The sequence below is a fragment of the Streptococcus sp. NLN76 genome (assembly GCF_015686645.1).
GTDB lineage: Bacteria > Bacillota > Bacilli > Lactobacillales > Streptococcaceae > Streptococcus.
Map to the genome: position 1 here is coordinate 1 of NZ_JADPMS010000015.1, position 22,817 is coordinate 22,817.

Sequence of the window (22,817 nt, forward strand, 5' to 3'; positions counted from 1 at the left end):
CTTGCTTGATCACTTGATATTTTTTATCTTCAGACATTGTTAAAACTATTTTCCTCATCTTTCTAATGTAACACAGAGGACATTTTCATATTCGATTTACTTAAGACATTATCACTTTCGAATGATAGAGCAAGAAAAAGCCGAAGGTTGACGGTTGACGAGTGGCATATTTTAGTGTAGAATATTTTATGTTGCGGCGGTATAGCCAAGTGGTAAGGCACGGCTCTGCAAAAGCTTGATCGTCGGTTCAAATCCGTCTACCGCCTTTTTTATCGGTTTTTAACCGAATTTATACTGATGAAAAGCCCGAAAAATCGGGCTTTTTTGATTTTTGAGTAGGATAAATACGGATAAAAACGGAAATAATTTTGGTCAAATTTTGGTCATAGGTATTTCTAAAAACAAAAAAGCCCCTCCGGAAATAATCCAGAGGGGAATGTCATTAAATAATTATAATCGTTTAGTGTACTTCAAAGCGATCCATCCTACTCCACTTTTTAGCTTACCCCATTCATACCCATCAGCGGTTTTGGTTTCTGTGATGGTGTAGACTCCGGGTTTGACCTTGCCTTTTGTCCCAGCCTTGAGACTTGGTTCTTTACGGATATTTAGGTCTGTGACTGAGACACGGACTTTGAATGATCCAGTTGTTTCCTTTTTGGAAATAGCTGGTTTTTGAACTGTTTCCTCTTTGGAAACAGTTCCGCCTTTCATTTCACTGTAATAGCGCTGAACTCTCTTAATGTAATCAGTCATATCAAGAGTTTGCGGGCAGGCTGTAGCACTAGCTTGTCGGTGTGGAACAATAACACTAGAATCAGGTTTTAATCCATAGCGTAGACAAATCTCGGCAACTAGCTTCGCTCCACGGTCAAGAGTTGCATCATCGAACAGATAGGTATTCGGGTCGTTTACATCTCCAATGCTTGAATTGATGTGTTCAATTCCGATGGAGTTTTCATTGGTGATTGCACCAGTTCCGCCTGAATGCCAAGCGACATAATTTTCCCCTACACAGCCCATGATTGCGTTCGGAGTCACTAAGTAATGAGCAGACGTTTGGTTATTTCGTGACCTTAACCATGTGCTATAAGCGCCAGTTACTGATGTTGTAGCAGTACCATGGATCACGATGTATTTAATCGGCGATGTGCGCTTTCCACCACTCCAAAACACTTCTGGTCGTGCTTCGGTAATAAAGCCACTATACAGGTCTCCATTCACGTTTTTAGGTTCCATGGTTGATTTACCTCCTGTAGGTTTCGCCTGTGGTTCGTCGCTATACGGTGGTCTAAACCAGCCAATTACTCCAGTATAGTCCCTGGTCAATTGCCGTAGAGGTCCGCCATTTGTTAAACTATCCGCATTTCCATCCACATTTGTTTCAAGAGTAATCATCTTGTATGCGTCGGCGTATAGCACATAACCCGTATGACCAAACTCGTGACCAGGAACTTCCATTACGAAGAACCAACCTTCACGAGGATAACTGTTCAAATCACCTACTTTGTTGTACTCAACTGGCCAACCTGCTTGTTTCGCTGATTTCAACAGATCAATGGCATTCCCCCATAAGTGAACGCCAAAGTAAGTCTTTGAAACATAAAGAGGGGTATCCACGCATTGGGATCCCCAGGCATTATCCGCATCAATTCGTTGACCAATTTTGCTTTTTAAATCATCCGAGACCGTCTTTACTGTTACCATTATTCGCCTCCTTCCTGTAATAATCGACCGTGGACACTCCGACCACAGTTCCTAAAAAAGCAGAAACGGCAGTCAAAATATTATTGACCACCGTCAAGTCATAACCCAGCTCCCCACCTACGACAAAAATCAGGGTGTTTAGAGCTGGTAAAAAAATAAGCACCAGCCATTTGAAAGCTTGGTACCAGTTATCAGATAGGCGCATTTTCTTCTCCTTTCAGAGGTAATTCTAGGAACTCATGATAGAGCAATTCAATTTCACCATTTCCATCAAGATTCTTATAGGATTCAAAGAGTTTAGCAATTTCCCGCTTACGCTCAAGAGTTGTGTAACCCTTGATAATGTCTGCCTGCATATCGTGAAAAAGTCTGTAGCGGTGAAGGGTCTTTGTACCATTTGCAGTCTTAGCAATCAATTCAGAATTCACATCCGCAGTCGATTTAATTTGTTCTACATCTGATTTGATCTTTTCGATATTATCTGAAGTTTTCTCATTGTACCGCCTATTTTCTCGGGATTCCGCAATCAATCGCGAAATCCCACCCAACAGTGCGACAACAGCCCCCAAAATCGTAATAGTCTCTGCAATATTCACGCTCTACTCCTCTTCAGTTTCAGTAGTTTCAGATTCCTCAAGACCGGCCAAGATTTCATCTTCCACTTCAAAAACTTTGGCTTGGAATTCTTTTTCATGCTTACGCATTTCTTTACGATTTTTAGAGTAGAGATCTTCGTCATTAATCCACTCTGACCGACGGGCTGTGCCTTTGTCGTCAAATTCTGCGGTCATAGTTTTTACAACTGTTTCCCCAACTTTTAATTGTCCTTCAAGACGCACTGATCGAAATACTTCAAGTGTCATACTAGTTACCTTCTTTCATTTTGTTTTCTACTTCTTCAAAAAGTTCTTTGAGTGCCTGGTCGCTTTCTAAGACCTGCTCAAAGTGAGTCAACTTTTCAGCTAACTCGTTTTTCTCACCAAGTTCTGCTTGGTACCGAGCCTTGAACTCGCTAGACTCAAGTTCAGCTTGAGTTAGCTTGCCAGCGATGTCCTGTGCGAAAAATTGTAGTGTTTTGTCGTCCATGATTTCTCCTTTCTTAGATTCCAAGTGAACTTAACTTATTTATCGAACTCACAATGGCATTGTAAGCAGCATCTGAGAATCCCGCATTTTTGATGTGAACAAATCCAACTTTCAACTCACGTAAAACCTCCAACAGATTCACTGATTTATCTTTTCTTGGATACAGGAAAAGATTCCCGGTTTCAATCGCACTTTGATTTTTGTCAATCATATACGGACGTAAAAGAACATTCCCCTTTCTGGGAGAATTGTACACATAGTTATACATTTCCCAACCCTGTTGAGGAAGATTCGTCGCATTTTTATCCGCATAATAAGAGTGTGAGAACACAACACGGTCTCCAATCAATTGAACATCATCTACTTGCCAACCGTCTGCTGAAACGGCTCCTTTTACAGTCGAGATGACGATTCCGGTAAATCCACCTTTATCCCAACCAAAGTTAGAATCAGAACCTTCCTGACGACGATCACCACCAAGAATTACCCGGGATACTTTCCTTTGACTACCATTGATTCGCTCATTGTAGTTAATGAACTTCAGTCCCATTGTTGAGGCTTGTGAGTCAACCCTAAAGAAACCAGCTTCGTTGTCACTAACATAGAAACGACCATTCTGCAGGTTAATCTGTGAGCGGTCATTTAATGATGAAATCGTTCCACCTCTAATTCTGTTTGCTGACATTTGACCTGTAACAATATTACTTGCATCCATGTTAACAATTGTGACTCGATGTGCATCTAAAATTCCCGTCGTGATTTTACCTGCGTCAAGATTCCCAATCTTAGCACTAGTAATAACCCCATCTTGAATATAAGTCTTTCCTGTGATCTGGACTAGACTTCCGTCTATCTTAACAGACCCATCTTTATTCAAATTCAATTGATTCAATACGGTACCAGAACTAGTCAGGTTTTTAACTGCCCAAGCACCAGCCAGCTGACTAACTTCTGTTTTCGTGGAGTTCAAAGCTGATTCTACAAAATTAGCCCTACCATCTAATCTAGAAACACTGTTCTCAGTATTAGCAACTCTGGATACAATCCCCTCTGCTGTCTGTGTGACTTGGCTGATTGAACGCCCTTGAGCCGTTAGAGTCCGAGTGTGTCCGTCTACTGTGTCACGGACTTCGTGGAGGGCAGTGGTAGTTGCTAGTTCATCTGGTGAGGGGCTGTAGCGGGCTGGGGTATCTCCTTCAACCAGCATGACTTCCGCAAAGCCCAAAATAGCAGTAGTTCCGTTGTTTGATCCGTTATTGTCAAAACGAATGTAGCCCTCATCACTTCCGCCGCTATCGAAGACAAATGTCACATACTCAGCACGGTGTGGACTCGGGGCTTTCTCACTAATGATTCTTTTAGCTAACGTAAAACTCTGAGTTTCACCTTTCTTTCTACCCAAAAACCAAACATCAAAATGCTTCATATTCCCGCTCGAATAAGTCCAAAAACTCAAAGCGTATTTGGTATTACGTTTGACTTTAAAGCGATTTGAGCTTGATATGATTTCTCCAGATTTATCGGTATTCAACTGAAAATGATATTTTTCGCTATTGTGGTAGAAACTGTGTTTGACAAGAACTGTATTACCCCAGTACTGCCCAGAAGTCTGTCTAGCACCTTCAAGAATCAAGTTAGCACCACTATAGCCGTCAGGGATTTTGGTCTCTACTTGGGCAATACGGGCAGTCAAACCCCTTTCTGTCTGCTCGATTGTGTTTGTAAAGGTCGAGTTAGTTATAAAGCCTTTCGTATCAATCAGCTGGTTGACTTCAGTTCTTGAAAGTTTTGTAGAAATCTGACTGGCTAATGTATCGATAAGTGTCTCAGCATTTGTTACCCGATTCTTTTCGCTATTGAACTCAGTTTTTGAAACTTTAGCGTTGATAGCATCATTTGCAACCTGTAACTCTGCCCTAAAACGGCTAGATAGCTCATCAACCTGACTTCTATCTGCTTTTAATTTGATAGAACTCTTTGTTTGATTAATCTCAGTTGTATGAGAATCAACAGACTTTTTCAAGTTGTTGTAATCAGTCTGAGAGACCTTACTAGAAACATCACCAATAAGCTGGTTGACTTGGGTCTCTTGACGGCTGATTTTGTTTTCTGCTTGCGCCAGTTTGGTGGATAACTGTCTTGTCCCTTCAGCAGTCTGAGCGATGGTGGTTTTGACAGTTGTGATTTCACTAGTTGTGTCCTCTGGGGCAGGACCAGCATCTGTAACGGTTGAACTTTTTGTAAGCTCTACTTTTCTAAACGATATAGATCCGATTCCGCTATAACCCAAAATAATTCGACGATGACCGAAATCTGAGTTAGGTTTAATAACTCCCGTCACACTATAACGAACCCAGTTCGAAGTAGCTTTGGCAAACCTGCCACTTCCACCAAAATGCGACACAACATTGTTGTAATTGACTTTACCGTTATCACGAAGCTCAAACCAAAAGTCAGGACTACCAGAATTCACTTTAGCCTCAACAGAAAGAGTGTAGGTTTCCCCGATTTCTAACTCAAGTAAAGCGGTGCTATCAAGTTTGCCACCAAGTCTTGCTCCACTCTCTGAGTGAATTTGCCATTGATGCCATGTCAAAGCAGTAGTTGTCATGGTAAAGACACCGTCTGTAACTCCTCGAGTTGTCTGAGAACTATCACCTTGAGAGTACTCCCACAAACCACGACTGAAATCATAGTCTTCAGCGTAGTTCCTGGAGCCTACCTTGAAGCTATCAATCTTCGCATTAGTCTGGCTGATTTCGGTCGTTATCTTTTCATCAAGTTGGCGGATATTTGTTTCAACGGTGCGGATTTTTTCCTTCTCCTTGTCAAAATCAGAATTCTTGACCCTGCTAGCAATCTCTCCAGCTTGAACTCGAAGACTAGCCTCAGCTTGAGAAACTTTACCTGTCAAATTGTCGACTGTTGTCTTATCCGCCTTCAGTTTGATGACATCGTTTGTTTTTGTGACTTCCGTAGACAGGTCGTTTATAGACTCTTGGAGCGCTCTCTCTGACAAGCCAATCAATCGACGAGCTTCTTCGTTTGCCTTATTTCTAGCTGTGAGAATAGCCCTCTCAGTCGCTTTTCGTTCTTCTTGGTCTAAACGTCTAGCTTCTGACAAAGCGTCCCGAATAGCTGAATTAGAGCGTTCTTGAGCGCTATTCAGATTTAAAATAGCTTGCTCTGCCAATCGCTTAGCGTCATCCGCTGCCGCTTCAGCCACGCCTGCTTTCGTGAGTAGCTCAACGACTTTAGACTTCAGTTCATCATCCAAGAGCCGCATCTTGCCGTCCAGCTCTGCCATCTCATTCTCGATCTGCACTTTCAAGCGCTCTGCGTTGTATGTTCGGAGAATCTCCTCCCACATTTCACCAGTCCAACGAAGCATGATTTTGTGTCCCTCGTGTTCTGGGTCTGGCTTATACCAGATATCCCCAATCATCACCTTTTTAGGGTGGGTGATAGTAGGATCCTCTTCGCTATACCAGTTTTGATTGAAGCCGTCGGCGGAAGGGAGGAAATCTGGAAGCTTCTCTACAAATTTGTTAAAGTCTTCAACTACCCAATCCTCGATAGCTTTATCTACTGCACTCTGAATTGTGGAGCTGGTTGAACCCCCTGTAACTTTATCCCCGAGTTTTATATCAGCACTTGTGTTGTTTAGCCGATTGAAGGTGATTTCAAAAACCCTGGTCTCGTAGTATAAATTGCGATCATGACGTATTACTCTTACAGTATCGCCAATCTCAACATCTTTTAGATAAGCAGTTGTAGTTTTAAAGGTGACTGCTGGCCGTGAAGCTGTAACAAGAGCTTCATAGGTTTGCTCCAGAAGCAACTCTCTATCTTCTTCCTCGCCGAACTCGATGAAACCGATTTTTGGTTTCATGGTTCCATCAGTTTGTCGGATTCCGTAGCGCTTGGTCATCTCTGGGATTTCCACATACCGCTGTCCTGCTGGCTTATCTACAGGTTTTCCTTCAGATTTCCGCCAAACAATTTCTTCGAAGTTGATTTTTCGACCGTAACCAGCTTTCCCGGATTCATTCTCTTCTGCGGACGAGACTTCTTCACCCTTACCGCGACCAATCAAAGCAGTGTATAATTCAGTTCTCTCCACCTCTTGGATAATCGTCAAAGCGTTATGTCCGTAAACAACACGCTTTCCAACCGCCTTACCAATTTTCTTTTTAAAATCAATGTAGCGAGCTCCGATTTGGTTGCCGTTCATTTCAACAAAGAATTGCATTTCCAAATCCCAAACTTCGCAGGCCTTTTTCAGAGATTCAAATACAGATGTATAGTAGAACATCGTGTTTTTGAATTTGGTAGAGGCGATGTAACGAGGTGTCCAGTTTGTGTTTCTTAGTAAATCTTCAATGACTGGTCGAGCTTCCATGGCTCTAGGTCTCTTCTCATAAACAGGAGTTTTTCTAAGCTCCTCAATTCCTGATTGGACTCCAGTTAAAGAAGTAATAAAGCCCTCCGTTTCCTTTTGAAGAACATAGAAAAAGTGAAATTTGTGCTTATTATCAATTGATTGAATAGCCATGTACTCCACTTTTTCTAAGTCAGTATCAGACATCGCCTTCATTTCAATTTCTAATCGATCAGAGATATAGCGATCAGCCAAGGAAAATTTCTGCTGAGCGGTTTTGATGCTCTTTCGACTAACGATACGAATCAGCTTCTCATTTTTATCAAATAAATAAATCATAGTCGCTCATCCCTCCATCGAACTGTTTTAACTCGAGCACCTTTTGCTGAAATCGTGTCCCCGTGACGAATCTTAAATTCTTCAAGCGGGCTGTGTAATTCAAGTTCAGACAGAATGCTTATACCTGTATAACCTTTGTCCAAACGAATCTCATCACCAGTAAAATCCAATACAATATCAGTATCAGATTTGTAGGAACCGTTCATAATCAATTTTTGACGTCCATTTGTAATTTCAATTCTGTTCACGGTACCTTCTGGGGTTAACACGATTCTGTCAGGTAGAACTTCATAAGCATCTTTCAGAGTAATAGCCCCTGTTGAACCTTGCTCAGCTCGTTTTTTGACTCCATCTGGAACTAGTAACTTGAAACTACTCATCACTGATAAGGAATTTTCCTCGAAATCATCCGCATCCGAAAATAGAGCGTAATATATCCACTCTGGCTCATCTTTAAAGCTAACTTCAAGAAAACCACTTGGACCGTAATACCGAAGCCATTTGTTAAGCATCTGGAATCTATCTCGTAATTCAGCACTCGTCTCAGCGGTTAGCATATACTGTATCTCTAAAATAGTTTCGGAATCTTCGACCAAATCGACCCAAACTCCTCTTCGACCAGGGATTTCAGTTGTCTTAATTCTCCTAGAATGAATTCCTCTACCTTTTACAATCAAATGACGATATCCTTTGACCAATTCCGATAAAGTGCGTCCGTTGATCATCAGCTCATCACTAGCAAAGCCTTGCGGCTCTGCTCTTGATGGGTTGGTTAATTCTGTAAAACTATACATAAAATCTCTCCTAGTATGTATCCAAACGAAGTTCAAGGTTTTGTGCTGATGTGATATCAGATACAAAAGCTCTATAAGCTTGTTTGCCTAAATTCAAAGTCAACTCTGCAGGTTTGCTTGGGGCATCGTAGCCTAATTGATGATCTAACGATGCTGTGAAGTCCATACCTAGACCGCTTGAGAAGGTATACTCTTGCGCTCTATCAATTGTCTCAGCGATTGCATCCTCTACACTGTCAGCGTTTCGAGTGATACCAACTGCAACCCCTTCAGCGAGCCAGCGACCTACATTGTCACGGAATAACTTGGAAGGTGAGGCAATCTTACCTTTAGCTTGCGCAGCACGTTCTGCTTGCGCAACGAGTGCATTAGCAGCAGCTGTGACCGCACCCAGAGCCGACATCATACCTTGCGCCAATCCTTGACCAATAAAGGCTCCCACTTGGCGCATAGCCCCAACCCCAGCCATACCTCGAGCTTGGACTGCAGATACCATAGCGGACATTGCTGCAGTCGCTCCACCAATCCCTGCTCGAATACCGTTGGTAATTCCTTGGGAAATGCCTTGCCCCGTTTGTTGAGCAATTGAGCGCATACGACTTCCTGCAGATTGCATAGCGCTAGACATTTGATTCATGCCACTTTGAACTGCGCTTACAGTTTGAGACATGGCACTTCTGATTGAGTTGTTGACCTGAGCCATAGCGCTTGTAATTGCAGAACTAATTCTACTCATAGCTCCAGAAATTGCTGCGATAGCACTATTCATACCGTTTGTAACCGAGGCATTCACTTGACTCATGCCCGAAGTCACAGACGATACAACTGAACTCATCGCAGTTTGCACAGCAGCTCCCATAGAATTCATGGAAGCGGTGACGTTTGCGATAACAGCAGTAAATCCGCTTTGGATTGTAGCTGACAAGCTTGTCATAGCAGCAGTTGCACTAGCAGTAATGCCTGTGAATCCAGAAGTTACTGCGGATGAAATTTGAGTCATGCCTGCAGTTGCGGTTGTCCCTAAATTACTAAAGCCTGTTGTTAGACTTTGTGTAATTGCAGTGACACCTGCAGTTACCGCAACCCGTGCGCTGGCCATACCAGTTGTTATTGCTGTAGTTAGGCTGGTCATCGCAGAAGTCGCTTGAGTCCCGATTTGAGAGAAGCTAGTCATTGTTTGCGATGCAGTTTGACCAAAACTAGTGAAGCTTTGTTGAGCGCTTGTTAGCGATGTAGACAAACTGGTGAAAGATGACATCACGCTAGTAATCGTGCTTGCGATGTTTGCAAATGATTGGATCACAAATGTAATTGTAGTCCCCAGACCAGTCATTGATGTCTGAACAGTAGTAATCGATGTCGATACACTTGACAACTGCGAAGTAAACGAGGTAAGACTCGCTCCTGCTTGAGTTAGTGAAGTAAATGCTGTTCGCACTATATTCCCAAAGGAATTCAATGCTTGTCCTGCACTTTGGAGCGATTGTCCAAGACCAGTGCTAGCCTCTTTCACTTTTGGAAGAGCGTTTGCAACTCCAGTAAGCACTGTTTCAGCACCTTTTGAATTACTGATGGATTGCATTCCCTTACCAACTGCAGCAAGACCAGTTCCAGCTTCATGCAACCCTGCTCCATTTTTGGCTATTTTTCCTGCAGCACTCGCCACAGTCGCCATAGACGCACCCAGGTCGGCAAGATTGGTGTTGGTAATCTTTACAACGCCGTCGGCGAATTTATCAAACCCTTCTCCAGCCTTCTTGGCGCTATTTCCAATTGCCTCGATGACACCTTTGACACCATCTAAAATATTTCGGACAGCGTTTCCGAAAGTCTCTATGACTTTAGAGGCTCCATCGAAGGCTTTTTCAACGACATTACCAAATTCTTCAAATACTCCCTTAACACCATCAAGAACGCCGCGAACACCGTCAAGTACATTCCTTACTGCATTGCCGAAGGTTTCGATAACCTTAGCAGCGCCATCGAATACTGTCCTGATAACTCCTTCAAATGCTTGGATAACCCCTTGGATTCCTGCAAGTATTCCAGGAATTTGAGCAGCAAGTTGAACAAATGCATCAGCAATTGATTGAACCGCCTGACTCACTGCTTCTGCTACTCGAGCGACTTCTGGCATGAATGGCGCTAAAGCTTGCACGATTTGTACAATGGCGTTGCTTACGATTTCGACAACTCGAACAAAGGCATCACTAACAATTTGTACAATCGGAGTAATTGCGGTAGCAATTTGAGAAACTGCATTCCCTATCGAAGTTACAACTTGACTAATCGCATTCCCTGTTACTGAAATAACATGAGATAGACTACCAGCAAATGTCGTGATGATGCCTTGGATTGTTGTACCGAGTTGAGCAACAAATGCTGTTAAGTTAGGCAAAATTCCACCAATTGCTGTGACAATTTGCGATACCGCCGTACCGATTGCAGTCACCAAAACAGCTAACTGTGGACCAAAACCACCAATAGCGGTAATAACAGATGCAATTGCAGTCCCTACTGCCTCAATAACCGGAGCGAATGCTCCAATTACAGGAGCAACTGCGACAATAGCCTGTGCTAGACCTTGAAGAATTGCAGAAGCAACAGTTGCTATAGCATCACCAAAGCTTCGGATAATATCTCCTACACCTTGGAAGATACTACGAACTCCCTCTCCGAATCCTCGGAAGGTTTCTCCAAGTCCTTCAAAAATCTGCTTAATACCAGCACCTTGAGTTCCTGCCAAAGCTAACGCAGCACCTACTGCAAGGATTGCGACAGATAAAGCTAGCAAGGTTGTAGGTGGAACCATTGCAAGAGCACGTCCCAAACCTTGAAAGGCTGTGGATAGACCTGTTCCAATTCCTTGAGCAGCAGTTGATACTGCCTGTCCTAGACCTGTCAATGCAGACTTAAGACCTGTACCTATCCCTTGCACAATGGTTGAGATACTTGTCCCAACACCTTGTAGCGCAGTCGAAATACCTTGAGCCACACCTTGGAAAACCGTTGAAATTCCTTGAGCGATACTTTTTATTGATTCACCAAAACTTCGAATGACGTTGCCAAGACCATCAAACAGCTGGCTGATGACCCCTTTTGTTTGACTACCACTGGACTGGACCGTCTGATTGAAGCCTGTGATTTTTCCACTTGCGCTTTGAGTAGTTGCTCCCAAAGCATCTACGCCAGCTTTTGCATTTTTGTTCAGCAAGTTGAAAGGATTTAACTTTCCGATAGCTTTAAACGTGGACCCAAATCCACTCACAATGCTCCGTGCATTAGTGAATACAGTACCAACCGCAGTTAGACCACCCCCGATTGCAGGAGCAAGTCCGATAGCGCCACGAATTACTTTCGCAAACTGTGAGTCCGATTCATCCGCCCAAGTTACCGCATCAGTGGCCATCTTGATCCAGGAACCGTTGATGTCCTTAGCGCCATCCATAGATTTGAAGACTAAAGACTCCCATGCACCTCCAAGACCTTCGATTTTAGAGCCGATGTTATTCTGCATATCAGACGCGGATTGTTCAAGGTATTTAACCGCTGCTTCATGATTCCCACCGGCTTTTTGAAGCGCTTCGCTATAGGCGTCCCAAGACTTAGATGTATCTCCACTCTTATTTTTCATAGCATCCATAAGAGGAAGCATAGCCTGCATACCAGCTGTATTGAACATTGCTTTCATAGCAGCGGATTTTTGGGCGTTACTCATCCCATCTGTCGCCGTGTTCAGCTCATCCAAAATTTGAGGAAGCGGCTTCATTTTTCCTTCCTGGTCCTGGAAAGAAATCCCTAAAGCATCTGCAGCTTTTTGGGCTTTTTTACTTGGAGCCATCATTTGAAGCAAAGCGTGATTCAAATCTTGAGACGCTTGAGCTGTAGACATCCCTGTGTTGGTCAATAGCCCTAAAGCAGTCGAGGTCGTTGCCAAATCCATGCCCATCATCCGAGAACTTGAAGCAACGTTCGAAAGACCCTGTTGCATCGACTCGATTGAGGCATTGGATAGATTGGCCGATTTGGTAAGCAAAGCCGCTCCTTGTTCAGGACTTGCCAAACTATCCCCGAAAACAACCATAGCTTGTTGGACAACACCCGCGGTTTGAACGAGATCTGCCCCGGCAGCAGTAGAAGCCATAGCGACGGCAGGGAATACCTTTTTCAAAGTTGCAACATCCGCACCATTTTGAGCCATGGCAATCATAGCCTCAGACGCCTCTTGAGCAGACAAAGGCAAATCTTTACCCATTTTCAATGCAACTTTTGAAATGCCTGCGATGTCAGCGGAAGTTCCTCCGGCAACAATAGCAGCCTTGTTCATATTGGCTTCGAAATTACCGAAATCATTCATGGCCTTAACGCCAAAAGCTGTGGTTGCGGCTCCTGCAATTTGCATCGCTCGTCCATGTTTATCCATGAAGTCGAGGGATTTCCCACCTAAAGACTTAGCACCTTGACCAAATTTTTGGACAGATGATTCAGCAGCCTGAAGCGTAGCTTTAAAGTTCTGATCGACAGCAGAAAGTATAGCTTGAATTTTGAAACTTTTATCTGCCATCTATTTTTCTCCTCTCTCTAAATTCTCTTAATCTCCGTCCTCTTTCTAGCAATTCAGGATTAAGGTTTTTAGGTTTGCTTCCTAACAGTTTTCTTTGTCTAGATTGGACATCATAAAAATCTGAGAAAGGCCCAAAGACATAGCTCTTACCATCTTTGGTAGCCTTGACTTCTCGATTTTTATAAGCTTGAAGATGAACTAGTGTTTCCTTTTCAAGATACTGTTTGATATGTGCTTTATGACGTAATCGATACTCTTGCAAGGTCATTCGCTTGATTTCAACCAAATCACGCATTCCAAAAAATGCAAGGGCCTCCGTCAGCATATCTTCGTATGTATCTTTCGAGGTTTCTAAACTAACTCCGCTGCTTCCATGGCTTCCAGAATCTTCTGTACTGTCCCTTGAGTCATCTTGGATTTCTTCAAGCTGTCTAAAAAACCTTGGAACAACCCTTCAAAATCTTCTTGTTCCTCAAGCCACGCTTCGATTTCTTTTTCACTTGGAGCTTTCTTCTCAGTGATTAAAGCGGCTTGAATGATATCCAAAAGAGCTACAGGGTTTTCATCAATGAGATAAAGAGCCACAATACGAACACCCATACCATATTGAACGCCTTGATAACTAGTGTTATAGCGTTTGTCCAATTCGCGGATAAAAGCAAGTCCGTAATGCAATTCAAGTTCTTTCTCTGCAATCGTAATGTGTTTCATATCAATGATTCTCCTTTAAAATCTAAAAAAAGAGAGTGCTTTGTTTCAAAGCACCCCTATATCCTAAATGTTGTTTAACTCTGTCTACCAGCAGAAGCTGCTTTCGCAGTCATTTCTTGGAATACATACATCGCTTCTTGCTCTTGCTCAAAGGTTAGTGCTGTATAGCCATCCACCGGTTGCCCACTGATAGACATTTCAGAAGAGATTTCAACCAATTCATCTGCTTTTGCTGGAATTTCCCACTTATTAAGCGACCCGCGAGCATATTTCGCAGGATATTTGTTCCCTTGTTTTTCTCCATCAAGGTCGATATCCCAAACTTCTAACTCAAATCCTTCTTTTACAGAATCAGCAAGTAATTTATTGGTTGGGTCGTTTGAAGCAATTCCGTTGATAGACAACTTAACCTCTAAAGAACCACCAGAAGCAATATTTCCATCCTTGGTTGCCTTATTGTCTGATTTCCGTTCATATTCCCACTTGTGCTCTGTTTGAAAAGCTAGTTTAGCTCCAGCTTGAACATCTCCGAGTTTTCGGAAAGCTAGAATCCGACGTTTTCCGTGTGATGATTGTAGTTCCATTATTTTTCACCTCTTAAATATTTAAATTCTGCATTTAGCACGCCGTGAAGCAAATTCTCGTCTGTGCTATTGTCCACAATAATTGAGCTAGTGCTCTTCATATCGAAAAAGACCCGATAATCCTCGACCCCGCCTAGAGAATCTAGTAGCGCCTTTAGTTTGCCTAAAGAGTCCGATACCATACGACGATTGTCAGCTTCTGCCCAAAAGTGAATATCTAGATTCAATCTTCCAGTCATTCCATTCTTTAGAGCATCAGGGTAATGCTGAGTACTTCCCATCACAAAAAATGGATATTGTGTATCCAAATCAGGGAGGTATGGGTAAACCGAGTAATTAGATTTTTCGATAAGTAAAAAAATAGCGTCATACAACGCTTGATCAATCTCTCTCATCAATCTTTCATCAACTCCTCGATAAATTCAGGATACACAGCATCTAAAGCTGGTTTCATAAAAGGTTGAGCTGCCATCTTACGAGTACCCAATTCGAGATAACCGCTATATTCGGTCTCAGCGCTAACTTTAGCTTCAGTACTAGTAGTTGTCAGCGTGATACTTTGTCTAGTTGCACCAGTAGTGTATTTCCCAGCAAACTGAGCATTAGACTTCGCTTTCTGCTCAAGTTTGCTGCCATACTTCTGCATTAGCTGACTCATATCGCCTTTTTTATCAAGTTGATCTCCGATATATTGAGTAAATTCCTCAATCCCGACTATCTTTATATCCACGGGCATGAACCTCCCTAATGTAAAGTAAAGTACGATTCCCTAAAACCTTTTTCTGGAATGGAACAAATCTTTTGGATTCAAATTCGATTTCTGAAATTGGCATTTGAAACTTACGGTTAAAAGCCAAAACCTGCGCATTCACTTCTACAGTTCCAAGCATTCGAAGTAATAGGTCATCAGATAAGACTGAACTGGCGCAAGGTACCATCTCCTCGCTTTGACTTTGAGTCATCCTGCCAATGTTTGGGTTGTATGTGGGTTTATCAGCTCGATAGATTATCTTTGCTCGTCTGTTAAATCTCATAACATTTTAAACCCCGCTTCTCCCCTAATTGAAGTGTAGTGCCTAGCTAGTAAGTCCTTGTAATGATCAAAATCAGACAAGTCAAACTCCATGGTAAAACCTTCCATTTTCTGACTTTTCATACCTTCAGAACCGATTCGATTGAACCTTTTTACCATCACTTCAACAATGATGAAATCAAGGGAATCTGGCACAATATTACCGCCGGTATAGGAAAGAAAGTGAGACTCCGTTAGGTCTTCGATAACTGACAAGAGGTCATCTTGCAAGTTATCTGTAATCCCTAATAGAGCTTTAACTTGTTCGATAACCCCCATTGCCTTATGAGCCTCCTAGTTTTTTGTGAGTGATTTTAACGATTTTGGTATCGTCAGCCACGTAAACACCGTAATGCTTATCAGCGTAGATAGCAGTGGATTTTGTCTTAGCTTTACGCTCTACTTCAACTAGGACACCACGTTTTTCAACGAGTTTGAACGCCCCTTTCTTGATAAGAAAAGCTTCGCCATCTTCCAAGCGGCGAGATAGCACTACATCTACACCGAGGAATTTACCAACAACACCGGTAGTTAGCAATTCCCCTTTAAGATTAGTGTTATCAAACAATGCAGAACCGCGAAGAGCTGCGTGACCTTTAGGCGAAATCAACAGGATAGTTTGGCTATCGAAGTCCTCTTCGTTAAACGCCAAAACTCCATCCTCAACAGCTTTTTCGACTTTAGCTGTTCCGCCACCGGCTGTAAGTTTAGTTACTGCTCGTGCTACATCCATAGTATCAGCGTCAACTTTGTCAGCAATTGCCGTAGACAACTGTTTGACTGCTTCACCGTATGGATCTCCATAGCCGCGAGTTACAGCTTCATCAGAAAGTTCAACTCCTTTAGCTGCCTTTTTGATGGTCATTTCAGTCTTGCTGTGAGTCAACTGGTCAGTTGGAATTTCCGCTAACTCAGCGACATCGACAGCAGGTCCAATGTATTCCCATTTAGGTACTGTAAGTGTATCTCCTGGCTGACCAACAAGAGTTGTATCAACTTCTGCGAGTGGAGCGAACTTCAATTTTTCTTTCAAACTATGCGAAATCATATTTGCAAGCACCTCTGGAACGAGGACGTTTGCTACTTTAGTTGGGCCTTGTGCCATATTTCTATACCTCTTTCTTATTTACTAAGCTGCGCATACAGTTCAGGATTCTCCTGATAGAGAGTTGCCTGCTCTGTATAAGACAATTGACGGAACTCCTCTTCAGTCATCGGAGTTTTAAGATTCCCTTCAATTTTCTTCGGAGTGTTCCCTTTTAACATCTCACTGACTTTCTTGTCAGCAACTTCATTCACCAAGCTAGAAAAGCGATTGATAGCTTCCTGAGTGCCTTCTGCGTCCTCTTTGACGACAAAGCTAAGGATTTCATCATCGGCGATGATACCCGCCTCAGAAAGCAATTTAGACGCCTCTTTTTCGAGTGCATTACGGTTGAGTTGAGCTTTCAAGTCAGCAATTTCCTTCGCTTGCTTTTCCTGCTCGTACTCAGCTTTTTGCTCTGCGTTCATTTGACGGAGTTTTTCAGCTTCATCAAGTTGCTCTTGCATCTTGCGAGCATATGACTTTTCTGCTTTTTTCAAGCGTTGTTGGATAATTTCATCCATTTCCGCTTGAGTGAATGTTTTTTCAGTAGATTGTTCGGTATCTGGAGTGCTAGCTTGCTCTTGTACGTCTTGTTCTACTGAATCTTTGATTTCTTCTGCCATCTAGGCCCTCCTTTTTAAGTCCCGAGTGGACTGATACCTTGGCACCTTTTTACGCCTTGAGCAAGTTCTGGGCATAATAAAAACCGTATGGAATTCCAGACGGTTAGATTTCGTGGGGTACATGATCAAACTCAACTGATACTCTTACACCAGTTTGAAAACATTTGCCGTATTCGCGTTCAATCTCTTTTGAAGCTTCGATAGTAACCCGTGCATTTGGATAACGCTCTTTGAAAGTATGAATCATATTTATAGCTGTTTCTATCTTATCCATCACAACCACCCTTTCTTAAAGATTCTTTTCGTTCGCATCTCATGGATCTCTTTCCGCACTGCTTCAAATTCGTTATTTGTAGCCTGTGCATTTCGCTCAACCAACCGATTCAATCGATTGGTTTCGTAGATTAAAAAATCAATGTGAGACTCCGCAATGCGCAATTTCTCCTCAAGCTCACGCTTCTTTTTAATTCGCTTATTCATGTCTACTCCTTCCAGGCTTTCTTCAGCTCTTTAACCAAAAATACGAAATATGCGACCATAATAGACACTACAAAAAGCCCGATGGACAAACCAACCAGGGCGCCAACGATGTTCCAAATTAGATGCGTCATTGTTCCTCCTTGCCACCTCCTTAGTGCTATACTAAAAATACCAATATGGAAAGGAGGGTGACTATATGATTAACATCCACACTGGTATACCCGAAGATCAAGTCACAAAAATTGTCCACGAAAAGGGACCAGGGCACACTTTTGTTGAGTTGTTCTATCCAAACGGATTAGTTATTAATTGCGACATGCTTCCAGATGGTACAGTCAATGTCGATGCAAACAAACCATTGAAACAAAACTCAGATGGTTCTCTCACTGTGATTTATTAAAATCTTCTTAGCTTCGATTTTTATATCACCGTCAGCATCTAACAAGATGCTGGCTTTTTCATTTTTTGCAACTATTGTTTCTTCTGATTCCATCATTACTCCTCCTTTCAGGGTACGAAAAAAGCACTTAGATTGCTAAGTGCTATGCATATACTCCGTTTTTTCTTTTTTTCATTTCTTGTTGGTAAATCTCAAATGATTTTCTGGCTTCAGACGGAGCTGAGTCAGTTAACTCATAGCTATAGTCATCACGTATTTTATACCAGTCTTTGTTTTGTTGCCAATAAAACATTGGATGATTTGGACTACGCATTTCACTCCCTCCTTCTTTTGTTATCCTAGATATATTTTAGCATTTCTCGTACAAATTGTACAGCGAACTGGGAAGGTGATGTTCCCATGAAACTTGACAATGCTTCCGATGGAATTTCCCCTCCATCGGAGAAACTGCCAGCATAAATCGACAAATTCTGATTGATATAATCAAAAAGATCACCTTTGGCAAGTCCAGTAATGGTTTCAGCCACTGATATATTGTCTAATCCAATTTTGTCAGCTATCACATGTCCCATTTCGTGATGGATAATAGATTGATAACCTGTTCCTTCTGCAAACCAACCTTCATCCATCAAGATACGATATCGCTCTTCTAGTAAAGATTTATCTCTAAATATTGCACGATTTAGTTCTATTATGTGTCCTTTTGTGATAGCAAAATCTGTATCCGCCATATTGGTTAACGATAAAGTTAAAGGTCGTCTATCTTCAAACTTTAAATTGGAGAACAAAGATAAAACTTCTCCTGCTCCAGCGATAAACTCTCTTAGTAAGTCGACATCACCATCAAACCTCTTCAAACCTTGAATTTTGATCCCCATTTGACTAGCAAAATCCGTAAGCTCATTTCTATCGTCCTTACCAATAATATTGTTTCTGTCTGCATCGGGCCATTTGTCGGAATTGTTAGCTGACATAGCTTTATCAGATCCACTATAATACGACGCTATTGTGCATTTGCAAAATGGATGCATGGGCGGAGCATTCTTTCCTGACCGCATATCATCAATCCGAAACACTTTTTCATCGAGAGGTTTGCAAATCTTACATGCAGAAGTCTCTGGAAGATAAATATAGTACTCAAAACCGTTGGCTTTCATGATATTCTTCTGCGTGGCCATTGCAACTCTTGCACCTTCAGTAACCGCCAACCGCTTAGCCTCAAACACTGAGACATCGAAAACCCTTCTGATTTCTGGGATGGCAGTCGTCGGATTCTTACCAAGAATCAAAAGGTCACCAACTGTTTTCACCACCAAATCTCGGAGTTTCTCTTGCCTCCCCCAAATCCGCTCGGACCAAACAGCACCTTCGAAGTTGGAGTCAACGATTGCTCTTGTCTTACTACGTAGAGTTAGATCAGTTGGAATGCTTATACCTAGAATATTCGCTTGTGACTTAAGGCGATACAGATATTCCGCATCAAGAAAATTCCCAGTTATCTTAGTTTCCTCGCTGGCCAAAGCTAGCATTTCAAGACTAAGTTCTGCTTTGATTGCCTCCAATCGATTCAGGCGCATGGTGAAGTTATACCAGGACAATTCCCTATTTGCCTCATCTGTGAAATTCCGCTCTTTCACATACTTGGCAGCCTTAGCGTTAAACGCCTGTACATCATACTGATCTGTGAGCTTTTTCAACTCAACAATAGTAAGATCTTTCTTTTCAGAAAATCGTTTTTCCATGGAATAGATTTGCTTCTCAATCTCTTTGATATAGAGTTTGTACAAATCATCCAGCTCTTTTGAAACATCGCGGTCTCGTTTACGGCTGAGTGCTTCCTCTTTCTTAGCACGTTCTTTCCAGTAGTCTACTGATCTACTCATCTTGAGCTCCGTTTAAGTTTTCGTCATCGGATTCAGGTAAATCTTTGTCAGTATTCCTGTCCATCGCAAGCATGTTATTTCTGATTGAATCCTGTTTTTCTTTTTCTTCCTTCTCAATCTTTTCCAATTCAGCTTCTGGATTATCCACAATCGACAAGACAGAAAGCTTAGTTGCATCAGACACTTGGCCAGACAGCTGGGCCACGATCTGAGCCTCTTCAAGAATGTTTCGAGGTACATTTCGAGTGAATTTGTATTTAATATCCTTCCACCCGTCTTGCGGCACACTAGCCATCGGGACATTGAAGACAATCTCATACAAACGATTAAAGGCAGACTGCATCTTCCTATCCTTCATCTTCGCCAGATTGTCCATAGCCTGCAATTTGAACGCCAAGGCAGTTCCTGAAGCATTTCCGAAATCCTCTTCGGTCATGTTAGCAACCATGGAGATAGCAAAGATAGAATCTTTCAAAAGTGTAATCAGATTTTCTTGCGTCGTATCAGCGTTCGGTTTTTCAAGGAATCCTACATCCGGCAACGGACCTTCTCCGTTATTCCAGAAATTGAAGATACGGGTTTCTCGAATGTCACCTACATCTTCGCCATCTAAATCCACTCCGACAATTTTTAAATAAGCGTCTGCAAAGTAATCAACATCATTTGCTTTCTCACTCGCTGCTTTGTTAAGTGCATTGATAAGCGTTTTGACACTGTCAAAGATTCCCTGTCGTTCTTCATTTTCAATCAACTCTACTACAGGCAATCTTCCGTAGATGTGCGGAGTCGATTCTCCGAAAGTTACAGTACCTCCAGCTTGAATTGTTAGTTCTGTAATCTCGTGATCAGTGATTAACTGCCCATACCCTGTCGTATCAGATTCATTAAAAGCGTAGCGAACAGCAAATAGTGGTAATTCGGCAATGCTGGTGTCGTGAACGATAAGCATGTTGATCGGACTGTTGTAGGTAACTCGTGTATTCTTATTCTCGTCCTGATAAACGTATAAGAATGCATGTCCGAAGATGTCTGCGATTTTAGCTAACTCGAACTCTGTGTCCTCCATGTCATTTAACTTCCGAAAATTATCGATAAAGTCAGATACAGACTTCTCATTGTGCGTAACTTTTACAGGGACCCCAATCTGATACCCACTAAAAGTATCTACGATGTATTTAGCATAGTTGATAACTAATCGATTATCAGGTTTCCATGGATCTCGTTCCTTTTCGTGTAGAATTTCGTGATCAGACATATACATGGATTCGTTCGTCTGGTATTTGCTCTTTAGTTCTCCAATGTGCAGACGAATAGCTTCACTGACAACTTCAGTACTTGCTTCGCCCGCTGAAGTTGTAAATAGTTTTCTTTTGTTTAGAAAAACTTGCGACATCAGAATCCCCCTTTAAATAGTTTTGCTTTAGTTTTTGTATTTCTCATATCTTGGCTTAAAGCGTATCGAGTGCTGTCAATCGTATGGTTGTCTTTATCTTCAAGTCTTGGTTTCGGATTTCCGTCTTTATCCACTTGATAATCAATGTTTTCAAATTCTTTTGCAATATGAGGTGTTCGCTTTGGATCAATGCAAATAAAATCCAAATCATCAAGCCAACGCTCCCCGAACTCCACTGAGTCAGGGCCTTTTTTTACCCCTCGAATACGAGGAATATTAAACTCTTCTCGAAGCTCTGCAATTGATTTCGGTTCAGCAGAATCAGCAAAGATTTCCTCAGCAGAATACCCACGCTTTTTCAACCACTCCGCTAACTTCCTATTGCTTATTTTCTGGCCATAAAACTCATCCACAGCATAAATGCCATTCTTCTTTTTGTCATAGTGCCAGCGGACAAAAGCAAGTGGGTCAGTAGCATAACCAAAGTCCACACCATTTCGGATATTGTCGAAATTCGCAGCTTCTTCATCAGTGATTTCTCGGAACTCCAAGTTATCAAATGGAACAACTCCAGAACCAATCGCCTCACCTAAATACTCCCAACGATAACGACGCTCAGAACGCTCTCTAGTCGCTTCTGCTTCCTCGATGAACTCTTTGGCTATAAATGGGTTATCCTTGTAAGTCGAAGCGTGTACGAAGGTATTATCAGGCTGAAACTGACTCTCGTATTTCTTGTTCACCCAAGATTGCTTTCTCTTCGGCGGGTTATAAGTGTAGAAAAACTTATAAAAAAGACCTTCATCCAACTCACCACGAAGCAGGGAGTTAGTGATTGTCTTTACTTCATCTTCAGTTTTAAACTCCGCTAATTCCTCAATCCAACCGATTGCAAAAGGAAATTGGCTATCTTTGAGAGACTTGATTCGTTCTGGTTGTTGAGCACCACGAAAGACAACATAGTTGCCTCTTGGAAGGTATGTGATACGAAGCGGTGATTTGTTGAATTTGAACAAATGCGTCACACCTTGCTCGCTAATAGCCCATTTCAACTGCTCGTATACTGACTGTTCCAGCGTATTGTCAACCTTACGAATGCAGACAGCATTCACAGCGTATCTCATCATCAACTGAACAATGATATGCGCAATATCTGAAGACTTTCCAGAACCACGGCCACCCTTGCAAACAACGTGTAGAATGTTTTGATCTAGACTAGCTTTCCAAACAGAATGGAACTTTTTAGGTAACAACGAACTCAATCTAACTAATGTCGTCAACGAAAGCCACCTCGCCTTTGTGTTCAGCCTCCACCTTATCTGTCCAAAGCCTGTGACGCTTACCTAGCAACTCAGCGGCTTTAATTCGGTCCTTAGCTCCGACGTCGATATCAATAATCGACTGGTAGCCTTCACCTTCTCCACGGAGCGTCTGTTCTCTCTGCTCTCCTCTCATGACGGATGTCAGGTAAGACAAGACTTCCTCCTGAGTTGCGATGGTCTGGGGTTCAAGTTTTTCAAGCTGTTCATCTATGGCGGATTTTATTCTCGTATTTTCTAGTAATTTATGGGAATTAGTTTTTGCATACGACTTGCTATATCCTGCATTTATAGCAGCTTTATAGGCACTTCCGGTGATGATGAACTCGTCAACGAAATTCTTTTGTCTTAAAGTTAGTTTGGCGATAATCATCACCTCCTTGTCTTATTTTTA

General features: G+C 42.2%; 25 protein-coding genes and 1 tRNA gene. 1 reads left to right on the plus strand and 25 read right to left on the minus strand.

Annotated elements, in window-relative coordinates:
• The first annotated feature begins 195 nt into the window (after positions 1-195).
• A tRNA-Cys gene (locus tag I1A59_RS04095) sits at positions 196-266 on the plus strand.
• A gap of 184 nt (positions 267-450) precedes the next feature.
• On the opposite strand, the gene I1A59_RS04100 is transcribed toward I1A59_RS04095, so the two are convergent.
• The 25 genes from I1A59_RS04100 to I1A59_RS04210 form a co-directional block, all read right to left on the minus strand.
• On the minus strand, positions 451-1,707 hold the full coding sequence (locus I1A59_RS04100; protein ID WP_196091545.1) for a peptidoglycan recognition family protein: 1,257 nt from the start codon (positions 1,705-1,707) through the stop codon (positions 451-453).
• A complete protein-coding gene (locus I1A59_RS04105; RefSeq protein WP_196091546.1) occupies positions 1,679-1,912 on the minus strand; it encodes a phage holin in 234 nt (77 codons plus the stop codon). The genes I1A59_RS04100 and I1A59_RS04105 overlap by 29 nt, the downstream gene beginning before the upstream one ends.
• Positions 1,899-2,303, minus strand: a complete 405-nt coding sequence (locus I1A59_RS04110) for a hypothetical protein (protein WP_196091547.1) — start codon at positions 2,301-2,303, stop codon at positions 1,899-1,901. Before I1A59_RS04110 ends, I1A59_RS04105 begins: the two co-directional genes overlap by 14 nt.
• 3 nt (positions 2,304-2,306) lie before the next feature.
• Positions 2,307-2,570, minus strand: coding sequence for a hypothetical protein (locus tag I1A59_RS04115; protein WP_196091548.1), 264 nt, complete (start codon positions 2,568-2,570; stop codon positions 2,307-2,309).
• A 1-nt stretch (position 2,571) separates the two neighbouring features.
• Positions 2,572-2,793: a hypothetical protein gene (locus tag I1A59_RS04120; protein ID WP_196091549.1), complete on the minus strand. Its 222-nt coding sequence runs from the start codon at positions 2,791-2,793 to the stop codon at positions 2,572-2,574.
• Between the two features lie 13 nt (positions 2,794-2,806).
• On the minus strand, positions 2,807-7,513 hold the full coding sequence (locus tag I1A59_RS04125; protein ID WP_196091550.1) for a phage tail spike protein: 4,707 nt from the start codon (positions 7,511-7,513) through the stop codon (positions 2,807-2,809).
• Positions 7,510-8,307: a distal tail protein Dit gene (locus I1A59_RS04130; protein ID WP_196091551.1), complete on the minus strand. Its 798-nt coding sequence runs from the start codon at positions 8,305-8,307 to the stop codon at positions 7,510-7,512. The genes I1A59_RS04125 and I1A59_RS04130 overlap by 4 nt, the downstream gene beginning before the upstream one ends.
• A 10-nt stretch (positions 8,308-8,317) precedes the next feature.
• Positions 8,318-12,871, minus strand: a complete 4,554-nt coding sequence (locus I1A59_RS04135; RefSeq protein ID WP_196091552.1) for a phage tail tape measure protein — start codon at positions 12,869-12,871, stop codon at positions 8,318-8,320.
• A complete protein-coding gene (locus I1A59_RS04140) occupies positions 12,861-13,157 on the minus strand; it encodes a hypothetical protein (protein WP_196091553.1) in 297 nt (98 codons plus the stop codon). The genes I1A59_RS04135 and I1A59_RS04140 overlap by 11 nt, the downstream gene beginning before the upstream one ends.
• 65 nt (positions 13,158-13,222) lie before the next feature.
• Positions 13,223-13,582 (minus strand): tail assembly chaperone, encoded by a 360-nt coding sequence (locus tag I1A59_RS04145; RefSeq protein WP_196091554.1) that lies wholly within the window; start codon positions 13,580-13,582, stop codon positions 13,223-13,225.
• A 74-nt stretch (positions 13,583-13,656) separates the two neighbouring features.
• Positions 13,657-14,166 (minus strand): phage major tail protein, TP901-1 family, encoded by a 510-nt coding sequence (locus tag I1A59_RS04150; RefSeq protein ID WP_196091555.1) that lies wholly within the window; start codon positions 14,164-14,166, stop codon positions 13,657-13,659.
• Complete coding sequence (locus I1A59_RS04155) at positions 14,166-14,561, minus strand: hypothetical protein (RefSeq protein ID WP_196091556.1); 396 nt, start codon at positions 14,559-14,561, stop codon at positions 14,166-14,168. The genes I1A59_RS04150 and I1A59_RS04155 overlap by 1 nt, the downstream gene beginning before the upstream one ends.
• Entirely contained in the window at positions 14,561-14,902 is a 342-nt protein-coding gene (locus I1A59_RS04160; RefSeq protein WP_196091557.1) for an HK97-gp10 family putative phage morphogenesis protein, read from the minus strand. The genes I1A59_RS04155 and I1A59_RS04160 overlap by 1 nt, the downstream gene beginning before the upstream one ends.
• 294 nt (positions 14,903-15,196) lie before the next feature.
• Complete coding sequence (locus I1A59_RS04165; RefSeq protein ID WP_196091558.1) at positions 15,197-15,517, minus strand: phage head-tail connector protein; 321 nt, start codon at positions 15,515-15,517, stop codon at positions 15,197-15,199.
• A 4-nt stretch (positions 15,518-15,521) separates the two neighbouring features.
• The gene (locus I1A59_RS04170; RefSeq protein ID WP_196091559.1) at positions 15,522-16,343 is read right to left on the minus strand and encodes a N4-gp56 family major capsid protein; all 822 of its coding nucleotides are present in this window, start codon (positions 16,341-16,343) and stop codon (positions 15,522-15,524) included.
• Positions 16,344-16,360: 17 nt separating this feature from the next.
• Entirely contained in the window at positions 16,361-16,948 is a 588-nt protein-coding gene (locus tag I1A59_RS04175; RefSeq protein ID WP_196091560.1) for a DUF4355 domain-containing protein, read from the minus strand.
• 103 nt (positions 16,949-17,051) lie between these two features.
• Positions 17,052-17,222 carry a hypothetical protein gene (locus I1A59_RS04180; RefSeq protein ID WP_196091561.1) on the minus strand — a complete coding sequence of 57 codons (171 nt, stop codon included), beginning with the start codon at positions 17,220-17,222 and terminating at the stop codon, positions 17,052-17,054.
• On the minus strand, positions 17,222-17,428 hold the full coding sequence (locus I1A59_RS04185; protein WP_196091562.1) for a hypothetical protein: 207 nt from the start codon (positions 17,426-17,428) through the stop codon (positions 17,222-17,224). Before I1A59_RS04185 ends, I1A59_RS04180 begins: the two co-directional genes overlap by 1 nt.
• A gap of 2 nt (positions 17,429-17,430) precedes the next feature.
• The gene (locus I1A59_RS09770) at positions 17,431-17,559 is read right to left on the minus strand and encodes a hypothetical protein (RefSeq protein ID WP_282097646.1); all 129 of its coding nucleotides are present in this window, start codon (positions 17,557-17,559) and stop codon (positions 17,431-17,433) included.
• Between the two features lie 239 nt (positions 17,560-17,798).
• On the minus strand, positions 17,799-17,924 hold the full coding sequence (locus I1A59_RS09775) for a hypothetical protein (RefSeq protein WP_282097647.1): 126 nt from the start codon (positions 17,922-17,924) through the stop codon (positions 17,799-17,801).
• A gap of 46 nt (positions 17,925-17,970) precedes the next feature.
• Complete coding sequence (locus I1A59_RS04190) at positions 17,971-18,141, minus strand: hypothetical protein (protein WP_196091563.1); 171 nt, start codon at positions 18,139-18,141, stop codon at positions 17,971-17,973.
• Positions 18,142-18,166: 25 nt separating this feature from the next.
• Positions 18,167-19,711: a minor capsid protein gene (locus I1A59_RS04195; protein ID WP_196091564.1), complete on the minus strand. Its 1,545-nt coding sequence runs from the start codon at positions 19,709-19,711 to the stop codon at positions 18,167-18,169.
• Positions 19,704-21,104, minus strand: coding sequence for a phage portal protein (locus tag I1A59_RS04200; RefSeq protein ID WP_196091565.1), 1,401 nt, complete (start codon positions 21,102-21,104; stop codon positions 19,704-19,706). The genes I1A59_RS04195 and I1A59_RS04200 overlap by 8 nt, the downstream gene beginning before the upstream one ends.
• Positions 21,104-22,384, minus strand: a complete 1,281-nt coding sequence (locus tag I1A59_RS04205) for a PBSX family phage terminase large subunit (RefSeq protein WP_196091566.1) — start codon at positions 22,382-22,384, stop codon at positions 21,104-21,106. The genes I1A59_RS04200 and I1A59_RS04205 overlap by 1 nt, the downstream gene beginning before the upstream one ends.
• A complete protein-coding gene (locus I1A59_RS04210) occupies positions 22,368-22,796 on the minus strand; it encodes a terminase small subunit (RefSeq protein WP_210766444.1) in 429 nt (142 codons plus the stop codon). The genes I1A59_RS04205 and I1A59_RS04210 overlap by 17 nt, the downstream gene beginning before the upstream one ends.
• Between the last annotated feature and the right edge of the window lie 21 nt (positions 22,797-22,817).